This is a genomic window from Pseudomonas sp. 15C (assembly GCF_055484735.1).
The window spans coordinates 41,811-56,069 of the sequence record NZ_JBUDGD010000038.1 but is presented as its reverse complement, the minus strand read 5'-3'; the positions used below and the strand labels follow the sequence as shown (position 1 = coordinate 56,069).

The 14,259-nt window shown below is 60.6% G+C and carries 13 protein-coding genes; 5 read left to right on the top strand and 8 right to left on the bottom strand.

What is annotated here, in order from left to right:
- Positions 1-727 (bottom strand): NADPH-dependent 7-cyano-7-deazaguanine reductase QueF (gene queF, locus ACYYKW_RS18730; protein WP_464990801.1); only part of this gene is annotated, 727 nt, incomplete at its 3' end.
- Positions 728-788: 61 nt separating this feature from the next.
- Positions 789-1,322 (bottom strand): copper-resistant cuproprotein CopI, encoded by a 534-nt coding sequence (gene copI, locus ACYYKW_RS18725; RefSeq protein WP_464990800.1) that lies wholly within the window; start codon positions 1,320-1,322, stop codon positions 789-791.
- Between the two features lie 163 nt (positions 1,323-1,485).
- Between copI and ACYYKW_RS18720 the strand changes: the two genes are divergently transcribed.
- Entirely contained in the window at positions 1,486-2,166 is a 681-nt protein-coding gene (locus ACYYKW_RS18720) for a heavy metal response regulator transcription factor (protein ID WP_090284711.1), read from the top strand.
- Positions 2,166-3,551, top strand: a complete 1,386-nt coding sequence (locus ACYYKW_RS18715; protein ID WP_464990799.1) for a heavy metal sensor histidine kinase — start codon at positions 2,166-2,168, stop codon at positions 3,549-3,551. Before ACYYKW_RS18720 ends, ACYYKW_RS18715 begins: the two co-directional genes overlap by 1 nt.
- Positions 3,552-3,614: 63 nt before the next feature.
- Here the strand turns inward: ACYYKW_RS18715 and ACYYKW_RS18710 are convergent, their stop codons facing one another.
- From ACYYKW_RS18710 to ACYYKW_RS18700, 3 genes are all read right to left on the bottom strand, one after another.
- A complete protein-coding gene (locus ACYYKW_RS18710) occupies positions 3,615-4,859 on the bottom strand; it encodes a lipoprotein-releasing ABC transporter permease subunit (protein WP_093099888.1) in 1,245 nt (414 codons plus the stop codon).
- Between the two features lie 63 nt (positions 4,860-4,922).
- The gene (gene lolD, locus ACYYKW_RS18705) at positions 4,923-5,621 is read right to left on the bottom strand and encodes a lipoprotein-releasing ABC transporter ATP-binding protein LolD (protein WP_093099885.1); all 699 of its coding nucleotides are present in this window, start codon (positions 5,619-5,621) and stop codon (positions 4,923-4,925) included.
- On the bottom strand, positions 5,614-6,864 hold the full coding sequence (locus ACYYKW_RS18700) for a lipoprotein-releasing ABC transporter permease subunit (RefSeq protein ID WP_090284720.1): 1,251 nt from the start codon (positions 6,862-6,864) through the stop codon (positions 5,614-5,616). The genes lolD and ACYYKW_RS18700 overlap by 8 nt, the downstream gene beginning before the upstream one ends.
- A 94-nt stretch (positions 6,865-6,958) precedes the next feature.
- On the opposite strand from ACYYKW_RS18700, the gene ACYYKW_RS18695 reads away from it, so the two are divergent.
- Both ACYYKW_RS18695 and ACYYKW_RS18690 read left to right on the top strand, forming a co-directional pair.
- The gene (locus tag ACYYKW_RS18695; RefSeq protein ID WP_090284722.1) at positions 6,959-7,540 is read left to right on the top strand and encodes a PilZ domain-containing protein; all 582 of its coding nucleotides are present in this window, start codon (positions 6,959-6,961) and stop codon (positions 7,538-7,540) included.
- A 14-nt stretch (positions 7,541-7,554) separates the two neighbouring features.
- Complete coding sequence (locus ACYYKW_RS18690; protein ID WP_090284724.1) at positions 7,555-8,277, top strand: glycerophosphodiester phosphodiesterase; 723 nt, start codon at positions 7,555-7,557, stop codon at positions 8,275-8,277.
- Positions 8,278-8,319: 42 nt separating this feature from the next.
- Here ACYYKW_RS18690 and sthA read toward each other — a convergent pair whose 3' ends face one another.
- Positions 8,320-9,714, bottom strand: a complete 1,395-nt coding sequence (gene sthA, locus ACYYKW_RS18685) for a Si-specific NAD(P)(+) transhydrogenase (protein WP_090284726.1) — start codon at positions 9,712-9,714, stop codon at positions 8,320-8,322.
- A 201-nt stretch (positions 9,715-9,915) separates the two neighbouring features.
- Positions 9,916-10,962 carry an FAD:protein FMN transferase gene (locus ACYYKW_RS18680; protein ID WP_464990798.1) on the bottom strand — a complete coding sequence of 349 codons (1,047 nt, stop codon included), beginning with the start codon at positions 10,960-10,962 and terminating at the stop codon, positions 9,916-9,918.
- 75 nt (positions 10,963-11,037) lie between these two features.
- Between ACYYKW_RS18680 and tcuC the strand changes: the two genes are divergently transcribed.
- A complete protein-coding gene (tcuC, locus tag ACYYKW_RS18675) occupies positions 11,038-12,339 on the top strand; it encodes a tricarballylate/proton symporter TcuC (RefSeq protein ID WP_464990797.1) in 1,302 nt (433 codons plus the stop codon).
- A 182-nt stretch (positions 12,340-12,521) separates the two neighbouring features.
- Here the strand turns inward: tcuC and ACYYKW_RS18670 are convergent, their stop codons facing one another.
- Complete coding sequence (locus ACYYKW_RS18670) at positions 12,522-13,985, bottom strand: glyceraldehyde-3-phosphate dehydrogenase (RefSeq protein WP_016775482.1); 1,464 nt, start codon at positions 13,983-13,985, stop codon at positions 12,522-12,524.
- Between the last annotated feature and the right edge of the window lie 274 nt (positions 13,986-14,259).

The window sequence follows — 14,259 nt, the reverse complement described above, 5'->3', positions numbered from 1 at the left end:
GTTTCTCGGGTTTCAACAAGCGCTGCAGGTCGAGGAAAATCCGCTCGACACACTGTTCATGAAAGTCCGAATGCTGGCGGAAGCTGACGATGTACTCGAGCAGGCTGGCGTGATCCAGCGCCGAGCCACGATATTCCACCACCACACTGCCCCAGTCCGGCTGGCTGGTCACCGGGCAGTTGGATTTGAGCAGATGGCTGTGCACGCTCTCCTCGACGATGCGCGAATCGTCGCAACGCAGCAGTTCCGGGCGCGGATGTTCGTAGTTGCTGACGCTGATATCCAGATCATCGATGCACACGCCCGGCAACGCCACGACGCCTTCCGCTTCAACCTCTTTGAGGCTGCGAACGCGCACGCCCACCGGTTTGCCGGCCGCGGCGGACAAGTCCTTGACCAGCGTCGCCTCAAGGGTGGCGATGTCAGCGAACGACGTCTGGTTCAGCGAATTCAGATACAGCTTGAACGACTTCGATTCGATGATGTTCGGCGAATCGGCCGGGATGCTGAATTCACCGATCGCCACCACCGGTTTGCCCGAGGGCAGCAGCCACGACAGTTCGAAGCAGTTCCAGAAATCCACGCCTTTATACGGCAGGGTTTCGGCGGTCAGGCCAAGCTCGGCCCATTTCGCGGTGCGCGGAATCGGAAACAGCAGGGACGGCGTGTACGTGGCGATGTATTCGCTGGATTTGCCCAGCGGCGAATGTTCGGCTGCGGGATGCATGGCGGAAACCTGACTGAAGAATCAGCGGATTCTACCAGCCTTTGCCCGCGCCTTTCAGTGCTTACTGACTGACAGTCAACTTGCCGACCATGCCGGCCTGATAATGCCCGGGAATGTTGCAGGCAAATTCCAGACTCGTCGCCTTGTTGAAGGTCCAGGTCAGTTCAGCAGTCTTGCCGGGTTCGACCAGCACGCTGTTGGGATCGTCGTGCTTCATGCCGTGGCCCATTGCCGCGTGGTCCATGCCGGCCATGTCGTGGGACATTTCCTTGATGCCGGTAGGCGTGAGCATGCCGCTTTGTTGCATCTGCAACATTTCCTGCTGGTGCCTGGCATGCATCGCGGCGTCACCGAGGTTGAATTCGTGCAGCAACTGGCCCTTGTTCACCAGCACAAAACGAATCGTCTCACCGGGCTTGATCTGGAGGGTCTTGGGATCGAACGACATATCACCCATGACCACCTCAACGCTGCGAGAAGCCTGGGCGGCCGACGCGGGTTGACCAAAATCGTAGGTGTGCGCCGGCGCCGCCCACACCGGTGCGCTCAGCGCCAGCAGAGCGGCGGCCAACATCAGGGATTTACGCAAAAACATGCTCATGCTCCAACAAGATAAGGTTCAGCCTGTGGGACACTCTAGCCGCCATGCGCTGGCACTCACCTGACAGGCAGATTACAACTTTGTCAGGTTGGCACCTGCCGCGTGGTGCCAAGGTATAACGCTATCGTTTGCACACCGGAAAACACCCGAGCCGCCCATGAAACTGTTGATTGTCGAAGACCAAGCGAAAACCGGCCAATACCTGCGCCAGGGCCTGACCGAGGCCGGGTTCAACACGGAGCTGGTGGCTGACGGCAACAGCGGTCAGCAATTGGCGCTGAGCGGCGATTACGCCTTGTTGATCCTCGACGTGATGTTGCCGGGGCGCAGTGGCTGGCAGATCGTCCAGGCAGTGCGCAGTGCCGGGCTGGATACGCCGGTACTTTTTCTCACGGCCAAAGACGCGGTGGAAGACCGGGTTCACGGCCTTGAGCTCGGCGCCGACGATTATCTGGTCAAGCCCTTCGCCTTTTCCGAACTGCTCGCGCGGGTGCGCAGTCTGTTGCGTCGCGGCAGCGCCACCCCGCAGGAAACCAGCCTGCAACTGGCCGATCTGCGCCTGGACCTGATCCGCCGCCGTGTCGAGCGCAGCGGCCAGCGCATCGACCTGACCGCCAAGGAATTCGCCCTGCTGGAAATGCTCCTGCGCCGCCAGGGCGAGGTGTTGCCGAAGTCGCTGATCGCTTCGCAGGTCTGGGACATGAATTTCGACAGCGACACCAATGTCATCGAAGTGGCGATCCGCCGTTTGCGCCTGAAGATCGACGACGACTTCCCCGACAAGCTGATCCACACCGTGCGCGGCATGGGCTACGTGCTCGAAGAGCGTGGCGCCTGATGCGCAGGCTGTCGTTGAGTTCGCGTCTGGCCCTGCTGTTTGCCGCCTGCACTGCCGTGGTGTCGCTGTTCGCCGGCGTGCTGTTTAATCGCGCCAGCGAGGCGCATTTCATCGAACTCGACCAGCAGCAATTGGAGACCAGACTCATCGGCCTGCGTCGCGCCTTGCAGGATATTCAGCCCGCTCAACGCGACGCGCGCCTGGCAGATGAACTGAGCCGCCAGGCCGATCTCTCAATGCGGATCTCCAGCGGCGACGGCCAGCACTGGTATGACAGCTCGGCACAAATTCCGCAAAACCTGCCGTTGCAACCGGGCCTGTCGACGATCAGTACTGGCGGCACCGATTACCGCGTACTGCGCGCCCCGCTCTACCCCGACACAGCGGATTCAGCGCAATTGACCCTGCTGCTGGACATCACCCACCACCAGCACTTTTTGCAACGCATGCAGCGCCTGATCTGGCTGACCATGGGTTTATCAGCGCTGGCCACCGCGTTGCTCGGCGCCTGGGCGGCGCGCAGTGGCTTGCGTCCGTTGCGGCGCATGAGCACGGTGGCCCGGGGGATTTCCGCGCAGTCGCTCAACGCCCGACTGCCGGAAACGCAAATGCCGCCCGAACTTGCCGAATTGGCCCACAGCTTCAACGCCATGCTCGCACGCCTCGACGACTCGTTTCAGCGGCTCTCGGCGTTCTCGGCCGACATCGCCCATGAGCTGCGCACGCCGCTGTCGAACCTGCTGACCCACACCCAGGTCACCCTCACCCGCCCTCGCCCGCTCGAGGACTATCGCGAAGCGCTGCACAGCAACCTCGAAGAACTGCAATGGATGGCGCAACTGGTCAACGACATGTTGTACCTGGCCAAGGCCGATCACGGCTTGCTTGTGCCCAAGCGCGAAGCGCTGGAGCTGGCGGAAGAAAGCGATGCGCTGCTGGAGTTTTTTGCGCCGTTGGCGGAGGACGCCGGGATTGAATTGAGTCGAGAGGGCCAAGCGCGAATCGACGGTGATCGCGGCATGTTGCGCCGGGCCTTGTCGAATCTGCTGGATAACGCGCTACGGTTTACCCCGCCTGAAGGTTATGTGCGGCTGAGCATTGCCGATCAGGCGAACTCTGTTCGCGTCTGCATCCAGAACAGTGGAGAAGGAATTTCAGAGGAGTTGCTGCCGCGGTTGTTTGACCGCTTCTACCGGGCTGATCCGGCGCGCCAGGAAGGCAGCAGTGAACATGCAGGGTTGGGATTGGCGATTACGCAATCGATCGTTCGCGCCCATGGCGGGCAGATTCATTGCGAATCAGAATCTGGGGTGACGCGATTTGTGATTGAGTTGCCTAAGGGCAAAGTGAGGCCAGCTGTACCGGCCTCATCGCTAGCAGGCTAGCTCCCACAGTTGGAATGCATAACCGTGTGGGAGCTAGCCTGCTAGCGATTGCGGTCACTCAGGTTACGAATATCTCAGGGCGTGAGCCGGCTCGATCTTCGCCGCTCGCCACGCCGGGTATACCGTCGCCAGGAAGCTCAGAACAAAGCCCGCCGAGCAGATCAGCAGCACATCACCACCCTGCAATTCCGAAGGCAGGTTGCTGACGAAATACACGTCTGAACTGAAGATGTGCTGCCCGGTGACGCGCTCGACCCAGCCGACCATTTCGCTGACGTTCAGCGCGGCGATCACGCCCAGCACGCCGCCAATAATGGTGCCGACGATACCGATCACCGTGCCCTGGACCATGAAGATCGCCATGATCTGCCGTGGCGTGGCGCCGATGGTTCGCAGGATGGCGATGTCCGCGCCCTTGTCGTTCACCACCATGATCAGCGTGGCGATGATGTTGAATGCCGCTACAGCGACAATCATCAGCAACAGCAGGCCGATCATGGTTTTTTCCATTTTCATCGCGCTGAACAGGCTGCCCTGGGTGTGCGTCCAGTCGTCAGCCTTGAATTCGGCGCCCAAACCAGCGGCGATGTCCGAGGAGACCTTCGGCGCCGCGTAGAGATCCTTGACTGCCAGCCGCACGCTTTGCACCTGATTCGGCTGCCAGTGCTGCATGGTTGCGGCATCGGCGACGTGAATCAGACCCATCGAGCCATCCAGCTCGGCGCCGACCTTGAACACGCCGACCACATTCAAGCGCTGCATGCGCGGGGTGATGCCGCCGGGTGCGGTGCTGACTTCCGGCACGATCAGAGTGATCTTGTCACCGACATTCAGACGGAAACGTCGCGCGGTGATTTCACCGATCACCACGCCGAACTCGCCAGGTTTCAACGCATCGAGACGGCCCTGCACGATGTGCTGGGCGACGATCGAGACCTTGCCTTCCTGCGCCGGATCGACACCGCTGATCTGGATCGGCTGCATCGAACCCTTGTAGGACAGCATGCCTTCCATTTCAGTGAATGGCACAGCGGCCGTCACTTCGGGGTTTTTCATTGCAGCAGCGGCCACCGGCTGCCAGTCGTCGATCGGCTTGACGCCGACGATGGTCGCGTGCGGCACCATGCCGAGGATGCGCGAGCTCATCTCGCGCTGGAAGCCGTTCATCACCGACAACACCACGATCATGGCCAGCACGCCGAGGGCGAGGCCGATCATCGAGGTCATCGAGATGAACGAAACAAAGCGATTGCGGCGCTTGGCGCGGGTATAGCGCGTGCCGATAAAGATCGATAACGGTCTGAACATTCGCTGGGGCACCGTATAAAAATAAAAGACCCGGCGCCGTTACGGCCGCCGGGTTTCAGCCAGTCAGATGGGGGTAAGGCAACCTTCCTGCAATTGCAGGACGCGGTCCATCTGGCGCGCGAGATTCATGTCGTGAGTCACCACCAGAAACGCCGTGCGCATCGAGGTGCTCAGTTCGAGCATCAAATCCTGAATGCCTTCGGCCGTGTGCAGATCGAGGTTGCCGGTCGGCTCGTCGAGCATCACCAGGCCAGGATTGTTCACCAGCGCCCGGGCGATAGCCACACGCTGGCGTTCGCCGCCGGACAGCTCCGAAGGCTTGTGTTCAAGGCGATGGCCGAGGCCGACACGTTCCAGCAAGGCCGTGGCGCGCTGACGCGCTTCGGGGATCGCGGTCTTGCCGATCAACAGCGGCATGCAGACGTTTTCCAGCGCGGTGAATTCCGGCAGCAAATGGTGGAACTGGTAAACGAAGCCGAGGGCGCGGTTACGCAGCAGGCCACGCTTCTTCTCGCTCAGGGCCGAGAGTTCTTCGCCGTCGAGCCAGACGCTGCCCTGGGTTGGCGTATCGAGGCCACCGAGCAGGTTGAGCAAAGTACTTTTGCCCGAACCCGACTTGCCGACGATCGCCACCCGCTCGCCCGGATGCAACTCCAGTTGCAGGCCGGCCAGCACTTGCACCGACTCCGGGCCTTCTTCATAGGATTTGCCCAGGTTGCGGCAGCTCAGAATTGCTTGTTCGCTCATGCCCGACTCACTCATAACGTAACGCCTCCGCCGGCTGGGTGCGCGCGGCACGCCAGGCGGGATACAGGGTGGCGAGGAAACTCAGGACCAACGCAGCAGCGCAGACCATGACCACGTCCTGGCTCTGCACTTGCGAAGGAAGATAATCGATGAAATACACGTCAGCATTAAGGAATTTGTGGCCGATCAGGCCTTCCAGTGCGGCGATTGCTGCGCTGACGTTGAGCGCGGCGAAAATACCGACCACCGCGCCGATTGCGGTGCCGACCACGCCGATCACCGTGCCCTGCACCATGAACGTGCGCATGATCGTGCCCGGTGTCGCGCCCAAGGTGCGCAGGATGGCGATGTCGCCCTTCTTGTCGTTGACCACCATCACCAGCGTGGAAATGATGTTGAACGCGGCGACGGCAACGATCAGCAGCAACAGCAGGCCGATCATGGCTTTTTCCATGCGGATCGCCTGATACAGATTGCCGTGGGTGCGGGTCCAGTCGCGGGCGTAGTAACGGTCTTCGCCGAGCTGCTGGGCGATGTTCCACGCCTCGCGCGGCGCCTGGAACAGGTCGTCGAACTTCAGGCGCAGGCCCTGCACCTGATCGGCTTTCCAGCGATGCATCTTCGCCAGATCCTGCAGGTTGGTCACGCCCAGATAGCCGTCGAGTTCGCCGGCGCCGACGTGGAAAATGCCGACCACGGTGAAGCGCTTCATGCGCGGGAACATCCCGGCCGGGGTCACGCTGACTTCCGGCGCAACGAAGGTCACCTTGTCACCGATGCCCACGCCCAGCTTGGTCGCGGCCTTGTCGCCGATGACGATGCCGAAGCTGCCCGGCGTCAGGTCGTCGAGTTTGCCCTGCTTCATGAAGTTGTCGATGATCGACACGTTGCGCTCTAGCGCCGGGTCGATGGCATTGAGCAGGACTTTGGAGACCTGACCGTTATTGGTCAGCAGGCCCTGCATCTGGGTGAACGGCGCTACTGCCGCCACCTGCCGATTCTGTTTCACCTTGGCGGCGAGGTTCTGCCAGTCGTTGATCGGCTCGCCGGTTTCCAGGGTGGCGTGGGGCACCATGCCCAGCACGCGGGTGCGCATCTCATGATCGAAGCCGTTCATCACCGACAGCACGACGATCATCACGACCACGCCAAGGGCGAGCCCGATCATCGAAGTCAGGGAAATGAAGGACACAAAATGATTGCGGCGCTTTGCACGGGTATAACGCGTGCCGATAAATACGAAGAGAGGTCTGAACATGTCGGGGCTTGTTCGGAGGGAAAAGGAACGTCCTTGTGGCGGGGGTCGATAACCAGCTTTACACTCAGACCACCGCCGCTACCATGGGTTCGCCATGTCGACATTAGATGAAGAAGATCGCCGCGAATACTACCGTATCGAGGACATGATCGCACTGGAAATTCGGCCCCTGTCCGCTCCCGAAGCCGCAGGCGAGGAAGTGTTGCAGGATGCTTCCCCCCTCTTCAACCTGCTCAGCGAACTGCACCTGAGCGAATTCGAGTCGCAGCACCTGTTGCGCCAGATCAGCGAACGCGACCGCGCCATCGCTGCATTCCTCAAATCGCAGAACAAACGCATCGACCTGCTCAGCCAGGTGGTCGCCCTGACCGTGCTCGGCCACATCGGCGAGCCGCAACCGGTGATCATCTCCGAAGGCGGCATCGAGTTTCAGTACCCGACACCTATCGCCACCGGTGCGCACCTGTCGGTGAAACTGGTGCTGATGCCACAGGCCCTGGGCCTGCTGCTGCGCGCCCGGGTGACTCACTGTGATCCCAAGGGCAATGGCTACGACGTCGGCACCGAGTTCGAACATTTGACCGACGCCCAGCGCCAATTGCTGGCCCGCTATATCTTGCAGAAGCAGGCTCAGGAACGACGTCTGGCCCGCGAACAGAACGAATCAGGCATTTAACTTAAGGAAGAACCGTGACCCTTATCTACGGCCACCGCGGCGCCAAGGGCGAAGCACCGGAAAACACCCTGAGCAGCTTTCAGGCCTGTCTTGCACACGGCGTGCGCCGCTGCGAACTGGACCTGCACCTGTCCAAGGACGGCGAGTTGATGGTCATTCATGACCCGACGCTCAAGCGCACCACCGACCGGCGTGGCAAGGTGGTCGAGCACACCGCCGCCGAGCTGGTCACCTATGACGCGCGCAAGGGCGGGCCGGGCTGGGTCAAACCGTGCCCGATTCCGACGCTGGAAGAGTTGTTCGAGAAGTGTGATTTCGAACATTGGCAGCTGGAAGTCAAGAGCGCTTCGCGCACCCGCGCGGCAACCACCGTGCTGGCGATTCGCGAAATGGCTCAGCGCCATGGCCTGCTCGACAAGGTGACGATCACCTCGAGTTCGCGGGAGGTGCTGAAAGCGGCGCTGGATCTGGTGCCGGATGTGTCGCGTGGACTGGTCGCCGAATACGCCTGGCTCGACCCGTTGAAGGTCGCGGCAAGCTACGGCTGTGAAATTCTCGCGCTGAACTGGACACTGTGTACGCCGGAACGCCTGCAGAAGGCGCAGCGTCAGGGGCTGCATGTGTCGGTGTGGACCGTCAACGAGCCTGCGCTGATGCGCAGACTCGCCGACTTCGGCGTTGACAGCCTGATTACAGACTTTCCCGGTTTGGCCACTGCCACCCTTGAGAATTGCTGAAATCGGTCTCCCCGGCCGGCTCAGGCCACCGGCCGGAGCCCGTCAAAAAAGCCGGTTGAGGCCGTCGTACGCGGCTACCCGATAGGCTTCGGCCATGGTCGGGTAGTTGAACGTGGTGTTGACGAAATACTTCAGCGTGTTCAGTTCGCCCGGCTGGTTCATGATCGCCTGACCGATGTGGACGATCTCCGACGCCTGATAACCGAAGCAGTGCACGCCCAGCACTTCCAGGGTTTCACGGTGGAAGAGGATCTTCAGCATGCCTTGCGGCTCGCCGGCGATCTGCGCGCGCGCCATGCTCTTGAAGAACGCCTTGCCGACTTCGTACGGCACTTTCGCCTGGGTCAGCTCCTGCTCGTTCTTGCCGATCGAGCTGATCTCCGGAATGGTGTAGATGCCGGTCGGCACGTCATTGACGAAGCGCCAGCTGCCGTTGTCGACGATGCTGCCCGCCGCGGAACGGCCCTGATCGTGAGCGGCACTGGCCAGGCTCGGCCAGCCGATCACGTCGCCGGCACCGTAGATGTTCTCTACACAGGTGCGATAGTTCTGGTCGACTTCGATCTGGCCACGGCTGTTGACCTTGACGCCGATGTTTTCCAGACCCAGTTGATCGGTGTTGCCGGTACGCCCGTTGCACCAGAGCAAGGCGTCAGCCTTGATCTTCTTGCCGGACTTGAGGTGCAGGATCACGCCGTTGTCGACGCCTTCAACTCGGTCGTAGTCCTCGTTGTGGCGCACGGTGATGTTGTTGTTGCTGAAGTGGTAGCTCAACGCCTGGGAGATTTCCGAGTCGAGGAAGCTCAGCAATTGCCCGCGGTTGTCGACCAGTTCCACCAGCACGCCCAGACCGCTGAAGATCGAAGCGTATTCGCAGCCGATCACACCAGCGCCATAAACGATCAGTTTGCGCGGGGTGTGGCCGAGGCTGAGGATGGTGTCGCTATCGTAGATACGCGGGTGGTGGAAATCGATGTCGGCCGGGCGATACGGGCGCGAGCCGGTGGCGATGATGATGTGCTTGGCCACCAGTTTTTCGACCACGCCATTGCCGCAAACCACTTCGATGGTCTGCTCGTCGGCGAAGCTGCCGGTGCCGAAGAACACGTCGACGCGGTTGCGGGCGTAGTAGCCGGTGCGCGAAGCGACTTGCTTGGAAATGACTTTTTCGGCGCTTTTCAACACGTCCGGGAAAGAGAACCAGCGTGGCTCGCCGATCGCGCGGAACATCGGGTTGGTGTTGAACTGCATGATCTGCCGCACCGAGTGACGCAGTGCCTTGGACGGGATGGTGCCGAGGTGGGTGCAGTTGCCGCCGACCTGGCGACGGCTGTCGACCATCGCGACCTTGCGCCCCGCTTTGGCGGCATTCATTGCCGCGCCTTCTCCCGCCGGGCCGGAACCCAGTACCACCACGTCGTAGTTGTAGACAGCCATGCGTACTCCTCAGAACAGGCCGCGGTGCCAGCAGCACCGGCGGCTAAATCACGCCGAACGGCGGCGCGAAGGAACAATTGGGGGCCAGTACAGAACCCGGACACAGTCTATAGAAGCGTCAACGCCGCGCACATTAACCCTTGGTCGCGTCGTAGGCTACTTTTGCCTGCACTACAACGCCAGCTTTCGTGTCGTCTTCAGTCAGTTTTTTGCGCCAACCAGCCGCTCGAACGCCGGACTGCTGCGGATGACAAAACCTGTATCGGCACGCTCGACAAAGAATGCAGCAATGTCATGCGTTTGGGCATAGTCCGTTGCCCTTTGCGGGCCGAGAATCAGTAACAGCGTCGATAGTCCATCGGCCATCAACGCTGAAGGATGAATCACCGTGACGGACGCCAGATCATGTAGGACGGGCGCACCGCTGCGGGCATCGAAGGTGTGGGAATAGCGCCGGCCGTCTTGCAGAAAATAGTTACGGTAGTCGCCAGAGGTCGAGACCGCGTACCCGTCGATATCAATGACGCGCTCTGCAACCTGCTGATCATCGAGCGGTGCTTCCAGCGCAATGCGCCAGGGCGAACCGTCGGGCTTCCTGCCTTGCGCCTTCAGCTCGCCCGTGGCTTCGGCCAGATAATTGTCGATGCCCATGGCTTGCAGCCTGGCGGCGATGGTATCGACCGCGTAACCGGCGGCGAGGCTGTTGAAATCGACTTCGACGGCCGCGTCCTTGCACAACCGCTCGCCGTCGATGTGTAGATGTTGATGGCCGACACGCTGCATCACCTCGGCGACGGCGGCGCTGGCGGGGATCTTTTCCTGCCGACCTTGCGGACCGAAGCCCCACAGATTCATCAACGGCTCGACGGTGAGGTCGTAGGAACCTTCGCTTTCAACCGAAAGCTTTTCGCCGACACCAATCAATTCGAGTACCGACGCCGGCATGGCCTGACAACTGTCAGCAGGCAGAGCATTGAAACGCTCAATGTCCGAATCATTGCGGTAAGTGGACAACTGACGGTCGACTTCGCCGAGGATGCCTTCCACTTCACGACGAACTTGCGCGGGATCGGCAAGCCCAGCGTGGCGCACATATTTGACCGACCACGCGCTGCCCATGGTCGCACCGCCGACCACCTCCTGGGTGTCGCCATTGCCGCAGCCGGCCAACACCGCCGCCAACATCACAAGCCCCGCCCAGCGTCCAGTTAACAAATCTTCATCTCTGCGCAAAACCATGGCGGCCATTATGAACTACAGCGCCCGTGCGCTCCCGCCGGGCGGCACGCCTTTTTATAAAATTGAAACAGTGAGTAACCGACCATGTCCACCACCCCGGGCACCGGCAAAGCGATCTTTCGTGTTGTCAGCGGCAACTTCCTCGAGATGTTCGACTTCATGGTCTACGGCTTTTACGCCACGGCCATTGCCAAGACCTTCTTTCCCACCGACAGCGCCTTCGCGTCGTTGATGCTATCGCTGGCGACCTTCGGCGCCGGTTTCCTGATGCGTCCGCTCGGGGCGATCTTCCTTGGCGCTTACATCGACCGCCACGGTCGGCGCAAAGGCCTGATCATCACTCTGGCAATGATGGCCGCCGGTACGGTGCTGATCGCCTGCGTGCCGGGCTATGCGACGCTCGGCGTCGCCGCACCGCTGCTGGTGTTGTTCGGCCGTTTGCTGCAAGGCTTCTCGGCCGGCGTCGAGCTGGGCGGTGTTTCGGTGTATCTGGCGGAAATTTCCACGCCGGGGCGCAAAGGTTTTTTCGTCAGCTGGCAGTCCGCGAGCCAGCAAGCGGCGGTGGTCTTTGCCGGACTGCTTGGCGTCGGCCTAAACCATTGGCTGAGCCCGGAGCAGATGGGCGACTGGGGCTGGCGCGTGCCGTTCCTGATCGGCTGCATGATCGTGCCGGTGATTTTCGTCATTCGCCGTTCGCTGGAGGAAACACCCGAGTTCCAGGCCAGAAAACACCGCCCTACCCTGCGCGAAATTGTCCGCTCGATCGGGCAGAACTTTGGCATCGTCATCGCTGGCATGGCGCTGGTGGTGATGACCACCGTGTCTTTCTACCTGATTACCGCCTACACCCCGACCTTCGGCAAGGCTGAACTGCACTTGTCCGATCTCGATGCTCTGCTGGTGACGGTGTGCATCGGCTTGTCGAACTTTTTCTGGCTGCCGGTGATGGGTTCGGTGTCCGACCGGATCGGGCGCAAGCCGCTGCTGCTCGCGGCGACGATTCTGGCGATCCTCACCGCTTACCCGGCGCTGTCGTGGCTAGTGGCGAATCCGAGTTTCAGCCATTTGCTGATCGTCGAATTGTGGCTGTCGTTTCTCTACGGCTCGTACAACGGCGCGATGGTCGTGGCGCTGACCGAAATCATGCCGGTCGAAGTGCGCACCACCGGCTTCTCGCTGGCCTACAGCCTGGCGACCGCGACGTTCGGCGGCTTCACCCCGGCGGCGTGCACTTACCTGATTCATGTGCTGGACAACAAGGCCGCGCCGGGGATCTGGCTCAGTGGCGCGGCGGTGCTGGGGTTGATCGCGACGCTGGTGTTGTTCCGTGGCAACAAGCATGAACTGCGTACGGCGCAGGCAGCGATCCCTGGCGGCGCCCGATAGGACGCCATCGCTGGCAAGCCAGCTCCCACAGGTTTACTGGGCGGTTATACGATTGCATTCACACCCCAAGACCCTGTGGGAGCTGGCTTGCCAGCGATAGGGCCGCGACAGGCAATGAAGATTTTTCAGGCATAAAAAAACGCCCCGACACAAGTCGGGGCGTTTTCATTGACCGCTAAGGCTTAGCGCGGGAACGCTGGCGGATTTACATCAGCCATGTCTTCCATCACGCGAACCACCTGGCAGCTGTAGCCGAACTCGTTGTCGTACCAGACGTACAGTACAACGCGGTTGTCCTGAACGATGGTCGCTTCGGCGTCGACCACACCAGCGTGGCGCGAGCCAACGAAGTCGGTGGACACCACTTCCTGCGAATTGACGAAGTCGATCTGCTTGTGCAGCTCGGAGTGCAGCGCCATGTAGCGCAGGTACTCGTTCATCTCTTCACGGGTGGCGGCTTTCTCAAGGTTGAGGTTGAGAATGGCCATCGACACGTTTGGCGTTGGAACGCGGATCGCGTTACCGGTCAGCTTGCCGGCCAGCTCAGGCAAGGCCTTGGCAGCAGCGGTGGCAGCACCGGTCTCGGTGATCACCATGTTCAGCGCGGCGCTGCGACCACGACGGTCGCCCTTGTGGAAGTTGTCGATCAGGTTCTGGTCGTTGGTGTACGAGTGAACGGTTTCGACGTGACCGTTGATGATGCCGAACTTGTCATTTACAGCTTTCAGCACCGGCACGATGGCGTTGGTGGTGCAGGAAGCAGCGGACACGATCTTGTCGTCAGCAGTGATTTCACCGTGGTTGATGCCGTGAACGATGTTCTTCAGCTTGCCTTTGCCAGGCGCAGTCAGAACAACGCGGTCGATACCCGGGCACGCCAGGTGCTGACCGAGGCCATCGGCATCACGCCATACACCGGTGTTGTCCACCAGCAGCGCGTCTTTGATGCCGTACTGGGTGTAATCCACCTCGGTCGGGTTCTTCGCGTAGATCACCTGGATCAGGTTACCGTTGGCGGTGATGGTGTTGTTTTCTTCGTCGATGGTAATGGTGCCGTTGAACGAACCGTGTACCGAATCGCGGCGCAGCAGGCTGGCGCGTTTGGTCAGGTCGTTTTCGGCGCCTTTGCGCACGACGATGGCGCGCAGACGCAGGCCGTCGCCACCACCGGTTTTCTCGATCAGGATGCGCGCCAGCAGGCGGCCGATACGACCGAAGCCGTACAGCACGACGTCGGTGCCTTTACGTGCGGAAGCGTTCTGCTGACCAACCACGTCAGCCATTTCTTCACGAACGAACTGCTCGGCACTGCGGCCATTGCCTTCGTTACGGAATTTGAACGCCAGCTTGCCCAGATCCACCGAAGCCGCGCCGAGCTTGAGCTCGCTCATGGCTTTGAGCAGCGGGAATGTTTCGTGGACGGAGAGTTCGCTGTCGTCGGAAGAACGGTGGCGAGCAAAGCGGTGGGCTTTGAGAATCGCGATGACAGACTGGTTGATCAGACTGCGGCCATAGATCGAGCTCACCACGTTGTTATTGCGGTAGAGCTGACCGATAAGCGGAATCATCGCTTCTGCGAGTGCTTCACGGTCGATCCATTCACCAAGACACTGGTCGGGCTTCTGAGTCACGGTAACCTTCCACATGTAGGGGCAGAAAAAAGGGGCTACATTATGCCGCCGACAACCTGCCGTAGCAATGCGCGCTTGTCGCGCAATCGGTAACAAATTTCCGTTCAAAAAATTTACGCCCCGCGCCAGCCCAGTAAATCCGCGGCCTGCAGCGCAGTCAATTTTTCGACGAGTGTTAGACGATGTCCGTAACCCTCCGTAACACCACTCGATTTCGGCACTACATAACCCTGTAAAAACTGCTCGTTTTTATGGTTACCACTACATTTTGTCAAAGCAGCGAAGATAG